We start from the raw sequence: 19,839 nt of genomic DNA on the forward strand, positions 1-19,839 counted from the left end.
TGTCGCATGGATTGTGCGGCACACTGGAGGGCACACACCCTGGAGGTCTCATGGCACACTCTCCCACCCCGATCTGGCGCACACTGCTGCCCGGCCAGCGCACCGAGGTGCGCGTTTACGATGTGACCACGGGCGAGGACACCCTCGTTTATGCCTCGGAGACCGAGCTCCTCGAGGCTCCCAACTGGCATCCCAATGGCGAGTATCTGGTGCTCAACTACGAGGGCGGGCTCGTCCGGGTGCCGCTGAGCGGTGGCGCCCCCGAGCCCATTGACACCGGCGGCCGCGGCGATCTCAACAACGATCATGTGTTGTCTCCGGATGGCCGCACGGTCTACGTCACGGCGAAGGATGGCCACCTCTATTCGCTCCCGATTTCGGGTGGTGTGCCCGCGCGGATTACCCGCGAGAACGACGGCCTGGTGAAGCACTACCTGCACGGCATCAGCGCCGACGGCACGCTGCTCTCGATCGTGGGCTTGAGTTTCCCGCACGGCCCGAACACCCCGGACTTTGCACGGTTCCGCGTCGCGATCGTCCGCATCGCCGATGGCGCCCTGATTCCGCTGAGCTCGGCCGCCCGTCCCGAGGACGGTGCCGAGTTTGGGCCGGATGGCGCGCTGTACTTCAACGCTGAGCCCGAGGGTTCCGCGCCCGGTCACGCGCAGCTGCACCGCATCGGTGCGACGGATATTCAGGCCACGCTGGGTGAGGTGAAGGACCCCACCTCGCCGCTCTCGATCGTCGAGATCCTGGGGGAGTCGGCCTTCCCGTTCCGCACCGCGGCCGAGCACATCGAGGACTGCGCCCCGCCCGCCCTGTACGGGGAGCGCTCGCCCGAGACGGTGGCGACCCTCGCCGATGGTTCGGGTACCGAGCACGGCCTGCCCGTGGCTACCCGGTTGACCGATGATGAGCGCGTGAATTGGTTCCCGCACCCCTCGCCGGACGGCGCGCATCTGCTGTGGCTCTCCTATCCCGCGGGCACGCTCGGCCACCCGGAAAACCTCGACGTCGAGCTGCGTCTCGGTACCCCGGATGCCGCCGAGCCCCGCACGCTCGTGCGACTGTATGGCGGGCAGGGCACCACGAACGTCAACGGCTGGGCACCGGATTCCACCCGCTTCGCCTACGTGGCGTACCCGATCGGCTAGTTTCGCGGCGGTGCCGGCGTTAGCCTGGATGCATGAGACTTGAGGAGATCGCCGAGCATCGCGTGATGGTGCTGCCCGAAATCGGAGAGTATGTGACCACGCCGGATGGCATGGCCGAGCTCATCGGTTCGCTGTGGGGGCAGTCCGTCACCCTGGTCGCGATCCCGCGAGAACGCCTTGACCCCGAGTTTTTCCGCCTCGCCTCCGGGGTAGCCGGGGAGTTTCTGCAGAAGCTCGTGAACTATCGCACCCCGGTTGCGATCATCGGCGACATCACCGCCGAGGTCTCTGCGAGCGCGCCGCTGCACGACTTCGTCTGGGAGTCGAACCGCGGCACCCAGGTGTGGTTTGAGCCGAGTCTCGACGCACTGCGGGAGCGCCTTCGCGCCTAGTCGGTGGCGGCTGAGAGGTCGAGCCTGCGAAGCAGGTAGGGTTCGGGCACTCGTCCGGTGAGGAAATACTGGTAGTAGATGTCTGCCGCTTCGTCGGCATCGAACACCTCGCCGGGGTACGCCGTGATTTCAGTGAAAATGGGTACCGAGGGTTCACCCGTGTAGTCGGTTCCCGGGTGCCCGACGCAGTACTGGCGGTGCTCGCCATCGGCCTCGACGTACCGGACTTCGATGACGAGTGCGGTGCCGATGCCCGCGCTCTGCATGTATCGGGGTTCGGGGCGGAAGAAGTCGATGTCATCGAAGTCGACTCCTTCCGGAGCTTTCCACAGTGAGTAGGACCAGTATTTGGTCCCGTCAAGAATCGAGAGCCCGTGGCGGATCTGGTCGCGGTAGGACCGAAACGAATCGATGAGGTACATGTGAGTATCGCCGTTGGCGGTGACGACGTGTGTTCGTCCCGGCATCATGCCCCGACCGCGCAGCGACGTGCCGCTCGTATCTCAGCGGATGCCTGCCGAAGCTCATCCGGGTCTATCTGAAACTTTCCCATTCGCCCACCCCGCGTATGTGGCCCGAGAGGCCTGGTTGCAGGGTATCCGCGCTGTTTTCCCTGCGCACATGCGTGTGGCCTAGTGCACTATTTCGTGTCGCATCGGGTTAACGCTCGCGCAGCGGCTCGCCCCACACCGCGCTCTGTTTGGTGCGGCGGGCACGCTGTATCCGCTGCTCTCGCGGCCACCTGGATGAGGCCCTCGCCGAGGACGCCTCGACGGAGACCGTACGCCGGGTCCTCGCGGACCTCGGTGCCCCGGCAGACATCGCCGCCACAGCGACCCCCGCGCCCGTGGCAGTCGTGATTGATGGGCCGCCCGCGTCCGACCGCTTCGCGCTCTGGGCTGTGGTCGCCGCCTGCGCGAGCATCGCGATGATACTGATCTCCACACTCGTGGCTCTGCTGCTCGCACTCATCACGCTGGTGGCCTCAATCGTGCACCTGCGCGCACCGGGTGCCAATCGGCGACTAACCTGGCTGGCCAACGTCATCGCGGGGCTGCTGCTGGTCGTGGCCATCGCGACCGTCATACTCCGGATGGTCATATCGGTGGGGATCGAGAACGTCGATATGACGCCCCACTTCTTCGGCAGCTAGCGGCGAGACCCGCTATGCCGCCTCCGACCCCAGCCGGGCAAACGCGAACTCGACGCGGTGCCGTACCGTCTCGCCGGGGGCGAGAACCGGCAGCGTTCCCGCCGCTCGGGCGGCCGCTCGGCCGGTGATGGTGGGGCAGTTGGAGGGTTCCAGGCCGAGTACGTAGGTGCCCTCGCCGAGCATCTTCCACTCGTAGAGGTGGCCGAGGGTCGCGCGATCGAAGCGCACCTCGGCGCTGATCCCCAGCGTGGGGTTCGTGAGGCGCGCTCGGCTCCAGGAGCCCGCCTCGGTCGCGGGCGGATCGTGACGGTACACCCGCTCGGCGATCCCGGCGGTGGGTTCGTGGAACCGGCCCCACTCGGCCATCTCCGCACGGGCGTACTCATCGATGCCGATGCGCTCATCGGCGGCAATCTCCAGCGTGCTCTCCGGGCTGAGCAGCGGCCAGCCGAAGTTCGCGTGATACAGAACCATGTGCGCCTGGTCGGCATCGCCACGGTTGGTCACCTCATCGGTCACCCGCAGCGTGTGCCCGCCCACGCGCGCCGAAATGGTGCGGCGTACCTCGATGTTTTCCCCAAACACCGTGGCCTGACGGATGGTTCCCACCACGCGAATCTTGCCGCGCCGGATCCGCACCGTCTCGATGGTCGCGGGCAGCGCGCCAAATCGCCCATGGGTGCCGTATTCGCGCCCCTCATCGGTGCTGGGCGGCCCGAAGGTGTCCATGCCGCAGGTGGCGAGCAGCCCGCCACCGAAGGTCTTCAGGAATCCGGCATCCGCCGAATCTTGGTGTGCCCCGCCAGGAATTCCGGTCGGGGAAAGCCACGCCACGGGAACGCCGGCGAAGGTAACGCGGCCGAGGTCCAGTGCCCGATCGGGGTGGAGGTCGACCGCGAGGCCGCCACCGGTATCGAGGTGCAGGCGGCGTGATCCCGCGCCGGGGCCGTTCGTTTCTACAAGCGACTCGACGCGGGCGAGCTGAGCCTCGCGCCCCGCATACCGATGAACCTGATCGGCCGAGACGCCGTAGTACGAGGAAAGGGTCACGTCGCTGAACTCCCGTGTTCGCGTGGATGCCGCGGGGTCGCGGCCGAATGGATCACCACCATCCTGTCGCATTCCATCCGATATCGGGAGAGGAACACCAAAGATGATCGACGGTGTGTTTTGGCGCCGACCTGTGTGTAAGTAAGTTGGCGGTGTAAAGACGCGTGTCACTCGAGGGTATCGAGGAGGGCGGCGGCGCCGGTAACCCTCGCCCGTCTCACCCGACGATCGTGCGGGTCGAGCGCCGCAACATCAATATCTTCGCAGTCGACGAGCGCGGCCTCTAGCCTGCGTGCACTCCGGGTCGCCCGCACATGGTGGGGTGGGACGCGTGCGCCCCGACGCCCCGGACCTGCCAGAGCTTCGGGAACCATCAGATCGACGGGGATGCCCTCACGATTCACCCAGGACCCGGGTTGTTCGGTCGCCGAAGGGAAAAACCCGGCGCCCTTCATGGCTGCTTCCAACTGCGGGACTCTGGCGAGATTTCGGGGATCCAGAGCGACGTCACTGTCTTTTGTGGCCTCCGCGAGTGCGACGTCGATTCCGCCGGTGCGCAGGTAGATCGCCTGCGCACCGATCACGATAACCGCGTCGGCGTGCATTTGGAGCGCGTCGAGAGCATCCAGGAGCACCGAGCGCGCGCGTACGAGCAGGTCTCCGTCATTTACGCCAGATGTGCTCATTTCGCTGCATCCATTCCACGAGTGCGTCAGCCTCCGCGGGGGCGCGCCCTGGTCCGGTCATGAGGTCGGCGGCAACCTGTGTTGGTGCCGCAATCCTTAGTCCATCAGAACGCTCGCGCGTGTGCCTGAGCAACGCCTCATAGGCCGGACGCACGAGGAGAACGTTGGCTCCGGTATCCGTGGGGCGTAACCCCCAGGCCGAGGCCGTGGCCTCGATATCCGAGGCGTAGATCATGGCGGAGCGAACCGGCGCATACGGTTCCCAGGTGGCCGCGGCCACCGAGCCGGTCATCGCGTAGTTGAGGGTGCGGCCCGTGCGGATCCGGTCGAGGAGCGAATCGAGCCCGCGCGGTGCGATCCATCGGGTGACCGTGTTGGTGTCGAGGAAGCCGTAGTCTTCGCTCCACCGACGTAGCAGCGCAGACCAGTCGGGGACGGCGATGAGACCGCCCTCTCGGAACGTCAACGCCTCGGCCTCGAGGAACTCGAGGACCCGGTACACCGACCCTGTTGACGACTCCGAGAATCGCACCAGGTCACTGATTTTCCAAGGACCCGGAGCATCAACGAGTGCCCTCACCACCTTGGCCGCTGGTTCGCCCTTCAGCGTGCCTCGAGGCCGGCCCGGTCCGCGCCAGGGGTCGCTGTCCGCGCCCCTGTCCGCAACAAATAGCGCGGGTAAATCCGCGCTCAAATAAAGGTTTCCCGTGGCATCCATATAGGACAATCCGGCCAAAGCTAGGCGCTCACGCGTGGACTTCGCCAGGTACCGTGCCGAGATCACGGGGACCACGGCCGGCTCGAGGGCACGGAGCACATCGAATTGCTCTCTGATTCGAGGAACATCGCGCACCTCGACCAGCCGTTTTGCCTGCACGATGATTCGCGCTTCGTTGCCATCGGGGGAGCGAAGCGTGTACGCGGCGTCAATGGGAGGCAAACCCACGGGCGGTGCGAACTCGGTAAGACGCCAGCCTGAGGGTAGGCGGTCACGGACCCGTCCGATTCCACCCGCGACAATGTCTGCCTCCGTGGGAGGAACAATCGAGCGCTCAATCAAACCAGGCATATTCGGATAATACGTTGTTTCCGCGCGCGACGGAATGTTAGATATTCCTGAATCTTGGGCGCTGGCAATCGGGCGAATACCGGGATAACGACAAAACCCCGGGCCGATCGATAAACGATCGGCCCGGGGCTTCGCGGTTATTGAGTTAGCGCCCGGTGCCCGATGCTCCGGAACCGGCGGACTTCTCCGCGGTGACCACGGGGATCGAGCCGGTCTCGGCACCCACCACGGCACCGGCGGCGGCGGTCACCGAGTCCACCGAGATTGATCCGGTGGTGGTCGGCGGCTCGGCGGTCTTGGCGGCGCGATCCAGCGAGGTGGCCAGCGGCTTCTCCTTGATGAAGAGCAGCAGGACGATACCGAGGATCACCAGCGGCACCATATACAGGAATACCGGGGTCAGCGCGTCGTTGTAGGCGCCGATGATGATGTCGCGCACCTCCTTGGGGAGGGCTTTGACCACGGCGGGGGTCAGCGAGTTGCTGTCGCCGCCGGCGCTCCCGCCACCGGGCTGCTGCGGCATCCGCTCGGCGAACAGGTCGCGCAGGCGGGCAACAAACAGGCTACCCACGACGGCGGAACCGATCGAGGCGCCGATCTGACGGAAGTAGTTGTTCGCGGCGGTCGCGGTACCCACCTGAGCCAGGGGGAACGAGTTCTGGACGATCAGCACCAGGATCTGCATGTTCAGGCCCAGGCCCAGGCCCATGATGGCGAGGTAGGCGCAGATGATCCAGACGGGCATACCCGCGGTCATGGTGGACAGCAGGACCAGTGAAACGGCAACCAGCGCGGTACCGATGATCGGGAACAGCTTGTACTTACCCGTGCGGCTGACGATCTGACCCGAACCGATTGAGGAGACCAGCAGCGCGGCCATCATCGGGATCATGAGGAAGCCGGCCTGGGTGGCGTCGGCACCGGTCACCATCTGCAGGTAGGTCGGCAGGTAGGCCATCGCACCAAACATGGCGATACCAATGATCAGACCGGCACCGGTGGAGAGGTTGAAGTTGCGGTCGCGGAACAGGTGCAGCGGCATGATCGGCTCGGCGGCGCGACGCTCGACCATTACGAAGGCCACGGCGGTCACGATGGCGCCGATGATGAGGCTGATGATGATGGGGGAATCCCAGTCATAGGTGGTGCCACCCCAGGTGGTCACCAGGACGAGGCAGGTCGAGGCCAGGGCGATGAACAGCATGCCCGCGACATCGAGCTGAGGGCGCGCGCCGGTGTGCTTGGGCAGGCGCAGGAAGACCACGGCCGAGGCAATCGCGAGGATACCCAGCGGGATGTTCATCCAGAATGCCCAGCGCCAGCCGATGCTCTCGGTGAACCAGCCACCCAGTAGTGGCCCGGCAACCGAGCTCAGTGCGAAGACGCCACCCATGATTCCCATGTAGCGGCCACGCTCGCGGGCGGGCACCACGTCGGCGATGATCGCCTGGGAGAGGATCATCAGTCCACCACCACCGAGGCCCTGGATGGCGCGACCGGTGATGAGCCAGGTCATGTCGGGCGCGAGGCCACCGACGATGGAACCTGCGATGAACAGCGCGATGGCACCGATGAACAGGCCCTTACGGCCGATCAGGTCGCCGAGCTTGCCGTATACCGGCAGCATGATGGTCGACGCGAGGATGTATGCGGTGGTGACCCAGAGCATGTGGTCCACGCCATCGAGCTCGCCCACGATGGTGGGCAGAGCGGTAGAGAAGATGGTTTGGTCGAGCGAGGAGAGCAGCATGGTGACCATGAGCCCCGCGAAGACGAGGAGGATGCTGCGCCGCGATGGTGTGGCGGTCGCTGTGGGAGTTGACATGGGGTGCGTTTCTGTTTCTTGTCTGGGGGATTTTTAGGAGTGTGTGGGCTCGTCGATGATCCGACGGATCATGGAGAGCGAGTCGGCGATGAGCGTTTCCTGCGAGGCATCGTCGGGGTTTTCGAGCCAGCGGTGCATGGCGGGATGCATGATCGCGAAGGCGAGCAATACCACCACGCGGGGTTCGTCCGGGAACACGTCGGATCCCTCGATGCCCGCCGCGTCTCGGCGCCTCTGCAGCAGCGCCGTGAGCTCGGTTTCGGCCTCGGCCATACGGGCAAACTCCCGTACCGCGAGGTCGGGGGTGGAGTGAATCAGGGCCCGACGCTCACGCATGGTTTCGGGATCGGTCCGGTTCCGGGTGCTCATCATCCAGCGGAAGAGTTCAACCAGGTCGAGGAGCGTCGTGCTGGGGCGCTCGTTGACAAACCAGTCGATCATCTCCGGGGTGGGACGAGGCGGGGTGTTTCCGAGGAACACGCCCTCCTTTGAGCCGAAGTAGTTGAAGAACGTGCGCGGGGAGACCATGGCGGACTCGCAGATCATCTCGACCGTGACGCCCTCGTACCCGTGTTCCTGAGCGAGGTCGAGCGCCGCCCGTTCAATGGTGCGCTCGGTGGCCAATCGCTTGCGCTCGCGCAGACCGAGTTCGGACTCCGGAACACCGGCGGATGGGAAAAACATAACTAACCTTCTTTGTGCAGAGGAGTTAATTATGCAGAGACTGCACGCTTTGCGCAATCCAGCGTGGCGCGCGCTCGCCGCGGTGTGACCACGAGCACCCCGATTGCCCCGTATTTCCGGGCCAATGGATCTTCCTGTGAGGTTTCTGACACTCTCTACTGCGCGGGCGGGGACGCCAGTCTGTACCCCTCGCGATAGGCGCGCGGGGCGATGTCGAAGGCGCGGGAGAACGCGCGGGAGAAGGCGAACTCCGAGGTGTATCCCACCCGGTGCGCGATGGCGGCGATGCGGTCATCGGTTTCGCGCAGGCTTCGGGCGGCGAGATCCATGCGCCAGGACACCAGGTACGCCCCGGGGGACTGCCCCACCAGGGTGCTGAAGCGCCGACTGAGCGTGGCCCGTGAGACGTGGGCGACCTCGGCGAGATCGTCGAGGCCCCAGTCGCGGGCCGGATCGTCATGGATGGCGTTGAGGGCGGCCGCCACCGTGGGATCGGTGAGGCCGCGCAGCCATGAGGCCTCGGTGAACTCGGTGGTTGCGGTCCACTCCCGCAGGATGTGAATGAGGAGAACGTCGATGAGGCGATCAATAACCGTGGTGCTCGCCATTCCGGGCTGTGATACCTCGCGGGCGAGGAGTCTTGTGAGTTCCACGATGCTGCCGCCCTCGGGCCGCGCGGGAATGTAGATGATCTCGGGGAGGAGATCGAACAGCGCGGTGCTCGTGGTGAGGTTGTGAACGTAGAACGCGCACAGCACGTTGGTGGAGCGCGGGGCGGCACCGGCCTCGAGTACCTCACCCGGTTCGCGGGAGCGCACGTGCGAGTAGCGGTCAAAATGGACCGGTGTGGTTTCGCGATCACTCGCGAACTCGTGTGCGGACCCGTGGGGGAGGAGCACCACATCGCCCGGGAGCATCTGAATCGTCTCGTGGCCGGGCACCGAGAGATAGGCGACGCCCTCGGTGATCGCGTGGAACGCGGCCTCGGGCACGGCATCCAGCGCAAAGCCCCAGCGGTTGCCCGCGCTAATCGGGGTGGTCAGGCTGCCGCGCACTCCGGCCAGGGAGAGAACGTCCTCGAGTACGGTCATGACCTCAGCGTACGTGTTTCATCATCCGAGTTCGTGGAATGAGACGAACGGATAGGTAATCGAGTAAAACAAGCATTCTCCGGATCAGCAGTGAATTCTAGAGTCGAGGAACACACAGTGAATTGAGGACATTATGCAGATCAACAACTCCATCGCCTTCGTGACCGGTGCCGGCCGCGGCCTCGGCACCCACCTCGTGACCCGGCTGCTCGCCGAGGGCGCGGCCAAGGTCTATGCCGGGGCGCGCGACATTTCCCGGGTGAGCGCCGACTGGGCATCCGATGAGCGGGTGCAGCTGGTCACGCTCGACGTCACCGACCCCGAGAGCGTGGCCGCCGCGGCCGAGATCGCCGCAGACGCCACCATCCTGATCAACAACGCCGGCACCCTCAACTTTGGAGGCGCACTCGATGGTGCGGTGGAAGACTACCGTCTCGACCTCGAAACCAACCTGTTCGGCGTGCTCAACACCTCCCGCGCCTTCACTCCGCACCTGATCGCCAACGCGCCCGCGGCGATCGTGAACGTCGCATCAATCGTTGCCTTCGCCCCCGCCGGCATCATGGTGGGTTACAGCATCTCGAAGGCCGCCGCGCACCAGTACGGTCAGGCCCTGCGTGCCGAGCTGCTGGGCAGCGGAGTGCAGGTTTCGGTGGCGTACCCCGCTCAGATCGATACCGAGATGCTCAGCGGGGTTGACATGGACAAGGCCTCCCCGGCGAGCGTGGCCGAGCGCATCATCGCCGGTGTGATCGCCGGGGAGCGCGATATCTATCCGGATGATGCGTCATCCTCCCTCGCCACCCTGTACGCGGCGGACCCGTGGAGCCTCGAGCCGCTCTTCCTGCGCACCGGAGAGTAGCGCCGCCAGCTGCCGTGTTCCCCCGGCCCGCCGGTCGGGGGAGCGCCACTGCTACGCTCGAATCATGAGTGGCAGGGATGGGCAGCGCATTGCGGTGGTGGGTGCCGGGGTGATCGGCGCGGCCACCGCGTATGAGCTCTCCCGAGCCGGGGCGCGGGTGCTCATTCTGGATGCCGGTCAGATCGCGGGCGGAGCCACCCGAGACGCCTTCGCCTGGGTGGGCCTCGCCGCCTCCGCCGCCGATATGGCGCAGGCGGCACTGCGCCGCATCGCCTCGAACGAGCTGGACCGTCTCGCCGCAGAGCTCGCACTTCCCGTTGCACTGAACCGCGCGGGCGCGCTGTCCTGGTCCGAAGCGCGGGGAAAACCTGATGCCCAGCTCACGATCGATCCCGCCCTGCATGCGGTGGTGCGGATCGCCTCGCGCGAGGAAGTCGGTACGCGCGAGCCGGGCCTGCGCACCCCGCCAGACAGCGCCGTCCTCGCCGAGACGGATGGCAGCGTCGATCCCGTTGCGCTCACCCGAGCGCTCATCAGCGGTGCCCTCGCCAACGGCGCGGAGTTCGTCCCGGAAACCCGGGTGGAGGAGATCCTCACCGAGCACGGCCAGGTCACCGGGCTGCGCACCTCCTCGGGCAGCATCGCGGTGGATACCGTGGTACTCGCCGCGGGAACCGGCACCACCGAACTCGCACACGGGGTGGGAGTGCGCGTCCCGGTAAATTCTTCGCCCTGTATTCTGCTGCGCTTCCGGACTCCCGGACGACTCGTGCACGGCATCGTGTCCGGCCCCGAGTTTGAGCTTCGCCAGCCGAGTGACACCGTGCTCCTCGCCGCCGAGGACTACATCGATAACTCCGCAGAAAACGGCCCCGAGGCGGTTGCTCAGCGCGCGCTGGAGGTGATTCGCCAGGAGATCGTGGGTGCCGACGGCATTCTCCTCGACGAGATCCGGGTCGGGCAGCGCCCCATTCCCTCCGATGGCCGCCCGATCATCGGCTACGCCTCCGTTTCCGGACTGTACGTGACCGCCGCGCACGCGGGCATCGCGCTCGCCGCGGGGATTGGTACCCTCGCCGCCGAGGAAAGCCTGACCGGTCGCCGACATGAGGCGTTGGAGACGTTCCGTCCCACCCGCTTCAGCGATTAGCTGCGCTCCGATCCCTCAGGGCGTGAAAGCTCGTCGAGGTGGCGCGCCAGGGTGGTGAGCATCAGCGCCGAAGACTCGGGTTCGCCATTCCACAGCCCGTGCATTGCGATGCCATCCAGGAGAGCCCGCAGACGCTGGGTCTCGTAGTCGAGATCGCGGTGCGTGCCAAAAAGCCTCGCCGCATCGAGGACGGTGAGGGCAGCGCGGCACGCTCGTTCCACCCCGTCGCCCAGTCGAATCGCGGCCGGACGCAGGGCCTCGTCGGTCAGGGCGAGAATTCCGAGCTGAACCTGCGCGACGAGTTCCGTGCGCCGTTCGGCGTCCAGCGGGAGTAGCTGCGCGAGGATCCCCTCCGCGAGTGCTCGGCCGGAGAGGTCAAGGCCACGTATCCGGACGGTCGCCCGCTCCTCGATCACCTCGAAGCAGTACTCGCGCAGCGCATGCTGGGTGGGAAAGGCTCGCCGGAGTGAGGCAGCGGCAATTTCGGCCTCCGCGGCTACCCCGCGTACGGAGAGGCCAGCGAGACCGTCACGTTCAAGGACGCGAAGCGCGGCGGTCGCGATGGTGTCGGTGCGTTCCGCGGTGTCGATTCTTCGAGGCAAGGGTTCTCCGATTAGGCGGTGACCGAGTCTGCGGCGGCGGGCTTTTTCGGCCAGATCGTGTAGCTCACCGCCCAGAGTAGGTCTACCACAAAGACGATGCCCAGGATGCGGAAGAATCCCGAGAGTGCGTCGGTTCGCTCCGGGTCATTCACCAGCAGAATGATTCCCCCGAGAATTGCGGCGGCGATGGCCACCGCGAGCGTGGTGCGCACCACATCTCGCCAGCACTTTAGGGTGTAGCGCGAGCCGTAGACCTTTTCCGGTGCCGGGCCACCCGCAAAACGCTGTTTGAAACGGACGTCGGCCCAGGAGACCATGCGCCCGCCATAGGCGATGGAGGCCCCGATGTAGATCGCCGCGAGTCCGTGCTGCCAGGACGCGGTGCCCCCGCCGAGGAGGTCAACGAGGACCAGCGCGAGCAGGACGGCATCAATCACCGGTGCGAGCAGGAGGAGGACGGCACCGAGGCGCGGCCGCCGGAGGAGGTAGCGGGCGGTGAGCCCGGCGAGGATCGCCACCCAGAAGGCGACCTCGCAGATCACAATCGCAATCACCAGCATGCCGTCCCCATCCATTTTGTTAGCACGAGTGTACTCAAAAGAGTGCATTTGGGCAACGGCATGTTGCCGGCATCGCACGCAAAACGGACCGGCCGCCAGGGGCGACCGGTCCGTGAGTGATGCGGGGCGTGCTAGTTCGCGACGCGGGTGGCGATGTCGGTGCGGTACTGGCCGCCCTCGAGGCCGATCTTGTCGAGTGCCGTATAGGCGGCGGCGCGAGCGGCGGTGAAGTCGGTGCCCAGGCCCACGACGTTGAGCACGCGGCCGCCGGTGGCGAAGAGGGCGTCGCCCTGCACCGCGGTGGCGGCGTGGGTGAGGTGTACCCCGGGGACGTTTTCGGCGTGGGCGAGGCCGGTGAGGACGCGACCGGTGATCGGTGCCTCGGGGTAGCCCTCGCTCGCGAGCACCACGGTGACCGCGGCGTGGTCGGAGAACTCGGGGCGGGGCTGCTCGGCCAGGGTGCCGGTGGCGGCGGCGTAGAGCAGTTCGGAGAGGTTGGAGGTGAGACGCGGCAGCACGATCTGGGTCTCCGGGTCGCCAAAGCGGGCGTTGAACTCGATGACCTTGACGGTGCGGCCACCGTCCACCAGGATCAGACCGGCGTAGAGCAGACCCACGAAGGGGGTGCCCTCGGCAGCGAGCTGGCGGATGACCGGGGCGGCAACGGTGTCGAGTACCTCGTCCACGAATGCGCGCTCGGAACCAAAGTTTTCGTTCAGCCACGGCAGCGGTGAGTAGGCACCCATACCGCCGGTGTTGGGGCCTGCGTCGCCATCAAGGAGGCGCTTGAAGTCCTGAGCGGGGGAGAGGGGGAGTACGTTCTGGCCGTCGCTCAGGAAGAACAGGGAGACCTCTTCGCCGTCGAGGAACTCCTCGATCAGGATGCTACCGGCGTCGAGGTACTGGCGTGCGTGCGCAATGGCGGCCTCGCGGTCGGAGGTGACGAGCACACCCTTGCCGGCGGCCAGGCCGTCGGCCTTCACCACGTGGGGCGCTCCGAGCTCATCGAGCGCGGCCACAACCTCCTCGATGGTGCTGGCGCGGAATGCACGTCCGGTGGGCACACCCGCCTCGGACATGATGCGCTTGGCGAAGTTCTTGGAACCCTCGAGGGCGGCGGCCGCGCGATCCGGGCCGAAGACCGGGAAACCGGCGGCGCGCAGGGCATCGCCCACACCGGCGACCAGCGGGGCCTCGGGGCCCACGATCACGAGATCGGCGGCCTCAACCTGTGCGAGTGCGGTGACGGCGGCGGGGTCGTTGGCGTCCACGGCAACCACGGGCACGCGTGCGGCGATGCCGGCGTTTCCGGGTGCGGCCACGATTTCGTGGCCGGCGTCTTCGCCGAGCAGGGACAGGATGATGGCGTGCTCACGTGCACCGGAGCCGAGAACGAGGATCTTCACGGTACTAGCCTAGGGGTATGGCACGTGCACAGATACCCGATTCCGATGGACTCGCAGCGGTTCTTGCAACCCGCGGCGACGCCCCCGCCCGCGATCAGAAAGCGATGGCGGTGCGCTACACCCTTCAACTGCTTGCCGAGCGGGCACCGGGAAACACCGTGGAGGTGCGGGTGCCGCCGTTCGGGGCAACCCAGTGCATCGAGGGCCCGCGGCACACCCGCGGTACCCCGCCGAACGTGGTCGAGATGACCGCGGAGGTGTGGCTGGATCTGGCTCGCGGAACCCTCGACTGGGATGACGCGGTGCAGGCTGGCAAGGTGTATGCCTCCGGCCAGCGTGCGGACATCGGTGGCCTGCTGCCGCTGCTGCGCGGCCGGTTTGCGGAGGCCCCCGGTGAGTAATCCGCCGATCCTGCGCCCGAGCGTCGACGGCACCGATCACAACCCGAAGGCCGCTCCGGTCACGCTGATCACCGGTGGTACCCGCGGAATTGGGGCTGCCACCGCCCGTCGCCTGGCCGCAGCCGGACACCGCCTGGCCCTCGGATATCGCAGCAACACCGCGGCCGCCGATGTGCTGGCCGCCGAGCTGCGAGACTCCGGTGCCGAGGTGTTCCTGGTATCCGCGGATATCTCAACCGAAGCCGGTATTGACGCGCTGTTTGACGCCGTACTTGAGCACTTCGGCCACCTGGACAACGTGGTGAGTAACGCCGGTGCCACGCTGCACATCGGCCCGCTCGCGAACACCCCGCGCGAGATCGTGCGCGCGGTGCTGGAGATCAACCTCACCTCGGCGGTGTTCGTGGCGCAGCGTGCGGTGCAGGAGTTTCTGACCGCGGGCACGCCCGGTGTGCTCGTGAACGTGTCCTCCACCGCCGCCCGCAACGGTTCGCCCAACACCTACGTGCACTATGCGGCGGCAAAGGCCGGCGTGGATGCGCTGACCCAGGGCCTCGCGGCCGAGGTAGCGCCACAGGGTATCCGAGTGGTTGGTGTTGCCCCGGGGACCACCCTCACAGACATCCATGCCGATGCCGGCTCGCCGGATCGTGCGCTGAAGGCCGCCGCGCGCATCCCGCTGGGTCGCCCGGCCGACCCCGACGAGATTGCCGCGGCCATCGCCTGGCTCCTGACCCCGGATGCGAGCTACACCGCGGGCACCACGATCCGTCTCTCCGGGGGCGCGTAGCCCCCGGAATGCGGGGCAGCGGGCGTTCGGGTCGAGCTGTTAGCCTGGCAGAATATGACGAAGGAGATGACATGAGCGAGAACCCCATGCTGCCCGCCGGATACGACATCCTGTGGAGTGGCGTGACCATTGCCATCATTGTGCTCGCGATCTCCGCGCTGGTCTCGCTGGCCCGCACCCCGCGCAGCGGTGGCCCCGTCGATGGCGTACGCGGCATCTGGGCTCTGGCCATCATCTTCCTGCCGATCCTGGGCGCTCTTGCCTGGTTCGTTTCGGGTCGTTCGGGTCTGCGCCAGGTAGACGCCAAGTAGTTTTTGCACCGCACAAAGCGGCGGCCTCCTCCGGGGAGACCGCCGTTTTGTGTATGACCGAGGAGGCTAGCGCAGCGGCACGATCAGCGGCGGGCGGCCGGGACGCTCGATGATTTCGACCTCCTGGCCATAGACCTCGTGTACGCGCTCGGCGGTGAGTACGTCGCTCGGTGCCCCGGAGGCAGAGATTTCTCCGCGAGCCAGCAGGGTGATGCGGTCGGCGTAGGCGGCTGCGAGGTTGAGGTCGTGCAGCACCACCACGACGGCATCGCCGGCGCGGGCGCGATCGCGCGCGATGCGCAGGACGTCCTCCTGGTGGCGAAGATCCAGGGCCGCGGTGGGCTCGTCGAGCAGCAGGATGGGGGCGCGCTGGGCGAGAACCCGGGCGAGCGCCACGCGGGCACGCTCTCCGCCGGAGAGGTGCGGGATCGTGCGCTCCAGCAGGTGCTGCACGTCGGTCTGGGCCACAGCCTCGGCGATGGCCTGATCGTCCTCGTTCTCGGCGGGGGTGCGCTGCCAGGGTGCGCGTCCCATTTCGACGATCTGGGCCGCGGTGAAGGGGAAGCTGACCGTATTGTCCTGGGTCAGTACCGCGCGCTCGCGGGCCAGATCCTTGAACCGCCACTCGCGCAGGCTCTTGCCGGCGAGGGCGACGGTGCCGGACTCGGGGGTGCGATCGCCGGAGAGCATCGCCAGGAGGGTCGACTTGCCGGCACCGTTCGGGCCGATCAGTGCGTGGAGTTCTCCCGGTACTACCGCGAGGGACACGTCGCGAAGGACGGGCTTCCCGGAAAAGGAGAGCGAGACACCCTCGGCAACCAGGTTTGCGTGGGGATGGTGCTGCGTGGCGGCGGTCATGCCCACCCTCCCTGTGACTTGCGGGTGCGGATCAACAGCCAGAAGAAGAACGGTCCGCCCACGAGGGAGGTGACCATGCCGATCGGAAGGTCAGCGTTGGGAATGGCGGTGCGGGCAAAGAGATCGGCGAGGACCACGAGGAGCGCTCCACCGAGCACCGAAGCCAGGAGGAGAGGGCGATGCGCGGGGCCGATGATCATGCGCATGAGGTGCGGCATCACGAGACCCACGAATCCGATGATGCCGGTAAACGCCACGGCGACCGAGACGAGGACTGCCACGAGCATGATGACCGTGATGCGCAGCGCCTCGACGTTGACGCCGAGGTGCCGAGCGCTCTTCTCACCGAGGGCGAAGAGGTCGAGTTTGGGGGCAATGACGTAGGCGGCAATCAGGCCGAGAAGGACAATGGGGAACACCGTGGTGACCTGTTTCCACAGGGCTCCGTTGAGGCTTCCCAGCTGCCAGAACACGATCTGTTCGCGCGAGGAGGTGTTTCCGAGGAAGGTGAGGAATCCGAGGCCGGCCGCGCAGATCGCGTTGATTGCGATTCCCGTGAGGATCAACGTCACGATCTCGGTTTTTCCGCCCGAGCGTGAGACGAGGTATACCGCGATCACGCTGATGAGGCCGCCCACGAATGCGAGGGCCGGGACGGTCCAGTTGCCGAAGGTTGCGATGCCGGTGACGATGGCGAGGGCCGCGCCGAGGGCCGCGCCCGAGGAGATTCCGATCACGCCGGCATCGGCCAGAGGGTTTCCAAAGATGGCCTGGAGGAGCAGACCCGAGCCCGCCAGTGCGGCACCGACAAGCACGCCGAGGAGGAGCCGGGGGAGGCGCACCGTCCACAGCGCGGCCTCGGCGCCGGGGGCCGCGGGGGGAACATCCACCCCGAACTTGGCGAGGATCAGGTTCCACACCTCGTGCGGCGCGATGGGAAACTGGCCCACGCCGAGCGACACCAGAATGGCCACGATCAGGGCGATGGTGAGCCCACCAATCAGCGCCAAACGCCGCCCGGTGAGCCGATGGCGGGCGGTGCGGCTGAGGGCGGTGACGCCGCTCATTTAGCGGGGGTGGCGCTGGGTTCCGGCGCGGTGTACAGGGCGCGGGCGAGGGACTCGACCACGGCCGGGGTGCGCGGGCCGAAGCCGAGGATCTCGGTGTCGTCCATGGTGACCACTCGGCGGTGTTCGCCCGCGGGGGTCGAGGCGAGGGCGGGGATCTGCTCGAGCAGACCGTCCACGCCGTTCACGGACTTCAGGCCGTCGGTCATCATGAGCAGGACGTCGGGCTTGGCGTTCATCAGGGCCTCGGCGGTCATCGGCTTCATGCCGTTCCAGCCGATTTCCTTGGCCACGTCGACGCCGCCGATGGCGTCGATCAGGGAGTCGGCACCCGAGCCCTCACCGAAGAGGTAGTAGATTCCGGCACCGCCGCGGGCGTAGAGGAAGATGACGCGGGGACGCTTGGTTTCGTCGGCGGGCACGATCTTCTGGATGTCGGCGAGGCTGGTCTTGAGCTCGGCGTCAATGCGTTCGGTCAGCTTGGTGCCGGTGTCTGCGACGCCGAGGGCTGTGGAAACCTCGCGCACGATGTCGCCGGTGTTGGCGATTGTGCGGTCCTGGGTGATCTTGACCACGGGGATGCCGGAGTCGGCGAGCTGTTCGCGGACGGCCTTGGGGCCGAGGCTGCCGTCGGTGAGGATCACGGTGGGGGCCATGGCGAGGATCGCCTCGGCGTTGAGGGTGTGGCTCGATCCGGTGGCCAATGGAAGCTTTTCGGTGCCGGGGAACTTGGTGGCGGCGTCGCGCCCAATGAGGTTCTTGCCGAGGCCGAGGCCCCAGACGGTGGCGGCGAGGGTGCCGGAGATGTCGATGGCGAGGATGCGCGAGGCGTCCTTTACGGTGACCTCGGTGCCGGCGTCGTCGGTCACGGTGACGGGCAATACGGGCTTCGGGTCGGTGGCGATCGGCTCGATCGCGGGGTTGGAGAGGCACGCGGCCGACACCCCGGTGATCTGGTTGGCGGGGGTGTCGAGCTTCAGTTCACTCAGCGGGGTGGTGGGGCAGTCGCCTTCATTGCCGGTGGTGGCGGTGGCGCTGCAACCGGCAAGGAGCAGCGTGCACAGGGTGAGGAGTGCGGCGGCGCGCACACGGTTTCCGCGGGGTGACATCAGGATTCTCGCTCTACGTGGGGGAATTAACGAGGTAAGGCTAGCCTCAGCTTGACAAGTGCCATCCCAACGAGATTTACTCGATCATAGCCTTGCCTTACTTAGGCTAACCTATCTGCGCCTCGAGTGGTACTTCACGTTGAGCCGCTGCGGATAGAAATCCCTCACCCCACCACTGGAGTCCCCGTGTATCTCTCAGCCCTGTCCTCGCGGCTGCGGGTCTGGCTTGCCCCGATCCTGGCCCTGGCGCTCGTCGCCGGAGGCCTGTTCGCCGGCAGCGTTCCCGCCTTTGCTGCTTCCGCCCCGTCGGTAACGATCACCTCGACCGTGCCGCTCGACCCGGCGGTTGCGAACACCGTGACCGTGAAGGGTACGGGGTTTGAGGGGCCGGGTGCGGCCAACGGAGTGTACGTACTCTTCGGTGAGACCTCGAGCTGGAGCGGCGGAAGCGCGCTCCCCGGTGAGGGCTGGATCACGCAGGGCTGGGTGCAGCCGCGACAGATCTCGAACGGATCATTCACCACCACCATTGCCGTTCCTGCGGGCACGCTCAACTCGGCAAAGACCTACCAGGTGGCGACCTCCGCCGCTCACGCTCTGTCCGGAACAGACCGAACCATGGACACCTTCACTCCGGTTGCCGTGCAGCAGCCGGCTCCCGTTGTTCCGAAGGTGACGGTGTCGAAGACGACGGGGTTGAACCGTTCGGGTGAGACGATTGTTGTGACGGGTACTGGTTTTGTGCCGAACACGACTGATCCTGCGAACTCGACCACGGGTGCGCGTCCGCCGCTGGCGGGCAAGTTTGCTGGTGCGTATGTGACGTTCGGTAAGTTCGCGGATGTGTGGAAGGCGTCTGAGGGTGCGCCGACTAGCGCTCGTAAGGTTTTGAATGGTCAGCAGAAGTGGGCTATTCATCAGGAGAACTTTGCTGATCTGGATGCGTTGAGTCCGGGTGCGAGTGCGTCTGCGGTTGCGGTTGATGCGGCGGGTAATTTCCGTGCTGAGTTGACGGTTTCTGCTGATGAGGCCTCGGATGCTCTGGCGGGTAACTATGGTATTTACACGTATCCGAGTGGGAAGTTCTCTGGGTTTGAGACTGCTACTCCGGTGAGTTTTGCGCCGGTGGTTGTGGAGCCGGTTGTTCCGAAGGTGACGGTGTCGAAGACGACGGGGTTGAACCGTTCGGGTGAGACGATTGTTGTGACGGGTACTGGTTTTGTGCCGAACACGACTGATCCTGCGAACTCGACCACGGGTGCGCGTCCGCCGCTGGCGGGCAAGTTTGCTGGTGCGTATGTGACGTTCGGTAAGTTCGCGGATGTGTGGAAGGCGTCTGAGGGTGCGCCGACTAGCGCTCGTAAGGTTTTGAATGGTCAGCAGAAGTGGGCTATTCATCAGGAGAACTTTGCTGATCTGGATGCGTTGAGTCCGGGTGCGAGTGCGTCTGCGGTTGCGGTTGATGCGGCGGGTAATTTCCGTGCTGAGTTGACGGTTTCTGCTGATGAGGCCTCGGATGCTCTGGCGGGTAACTATGGTATTTACACGTATCCGAGTGGGAAGTTCTCTGGGTTTGAGACTGCTACTCCGGTGAGTTTTGCGCCGGTGGTTGTGGAGCC

At 66.2% G+C, this 19,839-nt stretch carries 21 protein-coding genes and 1 pseudogene; 9 read left to right on the plus strand and 13 right to left on the minus strand.

The genetic code is table 11. From position 1 onward, the window contains the following. The first annotated feature begins 50 nt into the window (after positions 1 to 50). Both D9V32_RS12845 and D9V32_RS12850 read left to right on the plus strand, forming a co-directional pair. Positions 51 to 1,154 (plus strand): TolB family protein, encoded by a 1,104-nt coding sequence (locus D9V32_RS12845; RefSeq protein ID WP_121649316.1) that lies wholly within the window; start codon positions 51 to 53, stop codon positions 1,152 to 1,154. A 32-nt stretch (positions 1,155 to 1,186) separates the two neighbouring features. Continuing rightward, positions 1,187 to 1,546, plus strand: a complete 360-nt coding sequence (locus D9V32_RS12850) for a DUF4180 domain-containing protein (protein WP_121649317.1) — start codon at positions 1,187 to 1,189, stop codon at positions 1,544 to 1,546. On the opposite strand, the gene D9V32_RS12855 is transcribed toward D9V32_RS12850, so the two are convergent. Beyond that, complete coding sequence (locus D9V32_RS12855; protein WP_121649318.1) at positions 1,543 to 1,968, minus strand: hypothetical protein; 426 nt, start codon at positions 1,966 to 1,968, stop codon at positions 1,543 to 1,545. The genes D9V32_RS12850 and D9V32_RS12855 overlap by 4 nt on opposite strands. Before the next feature lie 281 nt (positions 1,969 to 2,249). Between D9V32_RS12855 and D9V32_RS12860 the strand changes: the two genes are divergently transcribed. Continuing rightward, entirely contained in the window at positions 2,250 to 2,699 is a 450-nt protein-coding gene (locus D9V32_RS12860) for a hypothetical protein (RefSeq protein ID WP_121649319.1), read from the plus strand. A 12-nt stretch (positions 2,700 to 2,711) separates the two neighbouring features. Here D9V32_RS12860 and D9V32_RS12865 read toward each other — a convergent pair whose 3' ends face one another. The 6 genes from D9V32_RS12865 to D9V32_RS12890 all read right to left on the minus strand — a co-directional run bounded on the left by D9V32_RS12865 (position 2,712) and on the right by D9V32_RS12890 (position 9,104). Beyond that, entirely contained in the window at positions 2,712 to 3,749 is a 1,038-nt protein-coding gene (locus D9V32_RS12865) for an aldose 1-epimerase family protein (protein WP_183086312.1), read from the minus strand. Positions 3,750 to 3,916: 167 nt separating this feature from the next. Further along, positions 3,917 to 4,435, minus strand: coding sequence for a hypothetical protein (locus D9V32_RS12870; protein ID WP_183086313.1), 519 nt, complete (start codon positions 4,433 to 4,435; stop codon positions 3,917 to 3,919). Continuing rightward, positions 4,413 to 4,937 (minus strand): hypothetical protein, encoded by a 525-nt coding sequence (locus D9V32_RS16505; protein ID WP_245982325.1) that lies wholly within the window; start codon positions 4,935 to 4,937, stop codon positions 4,413 to 4,415. The genes D9V32_RS12870 and D9V32_RS16505 overlap by 23 nt, the downstream gene beginning before the upstream one ends. Before the next feature lie 712 nt (positions 4,938 to 5,649). Next, positions 5,650 to 7,329 carry an MDR family MFS transporter gene (locus D9V32_RS12880; RefSeq protein WP_121649322.1) on the minus strand — a complete coding sequence of 560 codons (1,680 nt, stop codon included), beginning with the start codon at positions 7,327 to 7,329 and terminating at the stop codon, positions 5,650 to 5,652. Between the two features lie 33 nt (positions 7,330 to 7,362). Further along, entirely contained in the window at positions 7,363 to 8,013 is a 651-nt protein-coding gene (locus D9V32_RS12885; protein WP_121649323.1) for a TetR/AcrR family transcriptional regulator, read from the minus strand. A 155-nt stretch (positions 8,014 to 8,168) separates the two neighbouring features. Continuing rightward, positions 8,169 to 9,104, minus strand: coding sequence for an AraC family transcriptional regulator (locus D9V32_RS12890; RefSeq protein ID WP_121649324.1), 936 nt, complete (start codon positions 9,102 to 9,104; stop codon positions 8,169 to 8,171). Between the two features lie 133 nt (positions 9,105 to 9,237). Here D9V32_RS12890 and D9V32_RS12895 point away from each other — a divergent pair, with 133 nt between their 5' ends. Both D9V32_RS12895 and D9V32_RS12900 read left to right on the plus strand, forming a co-directional pair. After that, positions 9,238 to 9,966, plus strand: coding sequence for an SDR family NAD(P)-dependent oxidoreductase (locus tag D9V32_RS12895; protein WP_121649325.1), 729 nt, complete (start codon positions 9,238 to 9,240; stop codon positions 9,964 to 9,966). Positions 9,967 to 10,030: 64 nt separating this feature from the next. Next, the gene (locus D9V32_RS12900) at positions 10,031 to 11,116 is read left to right on the plus strand and encodes an NAD(P)/FAD-dependent oxidoreductase (RefSeq protein WP_183086314.1); all 1,086 of its coding nucleotides are present in this window, start codon (positions 10,031 to 10,033) and stop codon (positions 11,114 to 11,116) included. Here D9V32_RS12900 and D9V32_RS12905 read toward each other — a convergent pair. The 3 genes from D9V32_RS12905 to purD form a co-directional block, all read right to left on the minus strand. Further along, a complete protein-coding gene (locus D9V32_RS12905) occupies positions 11,113 to 11,718 on the minus strand; it encodes a TetR/AcrR family transcriptional regulator (protein ID WP_121649327.1) in 606 nt (201 codons plus the stop codon). The two genes, D9V32_RS12900 and D9V32_RS12905, sit on opposite strands and share 4 nt — an antisense overlap. Positions 11,719 to 11,729: 11 nt before the next feature. Beyond that, positions 11,730 to 12,278: a hypothetical protein gene (locus tag D9V32_RS12910; protein WP_121649328.1), complete on the minus strand. Its 549-nt coding sequence runs from the start codon at positions 12,276 to 12,278 to the stop codon at positions 11,730 to 11,732. Between the two features lie 131 nt (positions 12,279 to 12,409). Continuing rightward, on the minus strand, positions 12,410 to 13,684 hold the full coding sequence (purD, locus tag D9V32_RS12915; RefSeq protein ID WP_121649329.1) for a phosphoribosylamine--glycine ligase: 1,275 nt from the start codon (positions 13,682 to 13,684) through the stop codon (positions 12,410 to 12,412). Between the two features lie 17 nt (positions 13,685 to 13,701). On the opposite strand from purD, the gene D9V32_RS12920 reads away from it, so the two are divergent. The 3 genes from D9V32_RS12920 to D9V32_RS12930 all read left to right on the plus strand — a co-directional run bounded on the left by D9V32_RS12920 (position 13,702) and on the right by D9V32_RS12930 (position 15,186). After that, a complete protein-coding gene (locus D9V32_RS12920; protein ID WP_121649330.1) occupies positions 13,702 to 14,085 on the plus strand; it encodes a sterol carrier family protein in 384 nt (127 codons plus the stop codon). Further along, positions 14,078 to 14,875, plus strand: coding sequence for an SDR family NAD(P)-dependent oxidoreductase (locus tag D9V32_RS12925; protein WP_245982326.1), 798 nt, complete (start codon positions 14,078 to 14,080; stop codon positions 14,873 to 14,875). Before D9V32_RS12920 ends, D9V32_RS12925 begins: the two co-directional genes overlap by 8 nt. 71 nt (positions 14,876 to 14,946) lie before the next feature. After that, positions 14,947 to 15,186, plus strand: a complete 240-nt coding sequence (locus D9V32_RS12930) for a PLDc N-terminal domain-containing protein (protein WP_121649332.1) — start codon at positions 14,947 to 14,949, stop codon at positions 15,184 to 15,186. 66 nt (positions 15,187 to 15,252) lie between these two features. On the opposite strand, the gene D9V32_RS12935 is transcribed toward D9V32_RS12930, so the two are convergent. Genes D9V32_RS12935 through D9V32_RS12945 form a run of 3 tightly spaced genes read right to left on the minus strand, consistent with a single transcriptional unit; the run spans position 15,253 to position 18,220 of the window. Then, positions 15,253 to 16,044 (minus strand): heme ABC transporter ATP-binding protein, encoded by a 792-nt coding sequence (locus D9V32_RS12935; RefSeq protein ID WP_121649333.1) that lies wholly within the window; start codon positions 16,042 to 16,044, stop codon positions 15,253 to 15,255. Then, a complete protein-coding gene (locus D9V32_RS12940) occupies positions 16,041 to 17,111 on the minus strand; it encodes a FecCD family ABC transporter permease (RefSeq protein ID WP_121649334.1) in 1,071 nt (356 codons plus the stop codon). The genes D9V32_RS12935 and D9V32_RS12940 overlap by 4 nt, the downstream gene beginning before the upstream one ends. Continuing rightward, positions 17,108 to 18,220 carry a heme/hemin ABC transporter substrate-binding protein gene (locus tag D9V32_RS12945; RefSeq protein WP_121649335.1) on the minus strand — a complete coding sequence of 371 codons (1,113 nt, stop codon included), beginning with the start codon at positions 18,218 to 18,220 and terminating at the stop codon, positions 17,108 to 17,110. Before D9V32_RS12945 ends, D9V32_RS12940 begins: the two co-directional genes overlap by 4 nt. A gap of 186 nt (positions 18,221 to 18,406) precedes the next feature. Between D9V32_RS12945 and D9V32_RS12950 the strand changes: the two are divergent. Further along, a pseudogene (locus D9V32_RS12950) lies at positions 18,407 to 19,839 on the plus strand (hypothetical protein); the annotation flags it as partial.

Source organism: Mycetocola tolaasinivorans, from assembly GCF_003667565.1.
Taxonomy (GTDB): Bacteria; Actinomycetota; Actinomycetes; order Actinomycetales; family Microbacteriaceae; genus Mycetocola; species Mycetocola tolaasinivorans.

Excerpts from the sequence above, each read along its gene's own strand:
- D9V32_RS12900 (WP_183086314.1), top strand. The coding sequence starts at position 10,031 with ATGAGTGGCAGGGATGGGCAGCGCATTGCGGTGGTGGGTGCCGGGGTG.
- D9V32_RS12920 (WP_121649330.1), top strand. The coding sequence starts at position 13,702 with ATGGCACGTGCACAGATACCCGATTCCGATGGACTCGCAGCGGTTCTT.
- D9V32_RS12855 (WP_121649318.1), bottom strand. The coding sequence starts at position 1,968 with ATGTACCTCATCGATTCGTTTCGGTCCTACCGCGACCAGATCCGCCAC.
- D9V32_RS12940 (WP_121649334.1), bottom strand. The coding sequence starts at position 17,111 with ATGAGCGGCGTCACCGCCCTCAGCCGCACCGCCCGCCATCGGCTCACC.
- D9V32_RS12880 (WP_121649322.1), bottom strand. The coding sequence starts at position 7,329 with ATGTCAACTCCCACAGCGACCGCCACACCATCGCGGCGCAGCATCCTC.
- D9V32_RS12945 (WP_121649335.1), bottom strand. The coding sequence starts at position 18,220 with ATGTCACCCCGCGGAAACCGTGTGCGCGCCGCCGCACTCCTCACCCTG.
- D9V32_RS12850 (WP_121649317.1), top strand. The coding sequence starts at position 1,187 with ATGAGACTTGAGGAGATCGCCGAGCATCGCGTGATGGTGCTGCCCGAA.
- D9V32_RS12930 (WP_121649332.1), top strand. The coding sequence starts at position 14,947 with ATGAGCGAGAACCCCATGCTGCCCGCCGGATACGACATCCTGTGGAGT.
- D9V32_RS12935 (WP_121649333.1), bottom strand. The coding sequence starts at position 16,044 with ATGACCGCCGCCACGCAGCACCATCCCCACGCAAACCTGGTTGCCGAG.
- D9V32_RS12890 (WP_121649324.1), bottom strand. The coding sequence starts at position 9,104 with ATGACCGTACTCGAGGACGTTCTCTCCCTGGCCGGAGTGCGCGGCAGC.
- D9V32_RS12870 (WP_183086313.1), bottom strand. The coding sequence starts at position 4,435 with ATGAGCACATCTGGCGTAAATGACGGAGACCTGCTCGTACGCGCGCGC.
- D9V32_RS12895 (WP_121649325.1), top strand. The coding sequence starts at position 9,238 with ATGCAGATCAACAACTCCATCGCCTTCGTGACCGGTGCCGGCCGCGGC.
- D9V32_RS12885 (WP_121649323.1), bottom strand. The coding sequence starts at position 8,013 with ATGTTTTTCCCATCCGCCGGTGTTCCGGAGTCCGAACTCGGTCTGCGC.
- D9V32_RS12845 (WP_121649316.1), top strand. The coding sequence starts at position 51 with ATGGCACACTCTCCCACCCCGATCTGGCGCACACTGCTGCCCGGCCAG.
- D9V32_RS12910 (WP_121649328.1), bottom strand. The coding sequence starts at position 12,278 with ATGCTGGTGATTGCGATTGTGATCTGCGAGGTCGCCTTCTGGGTGGCG.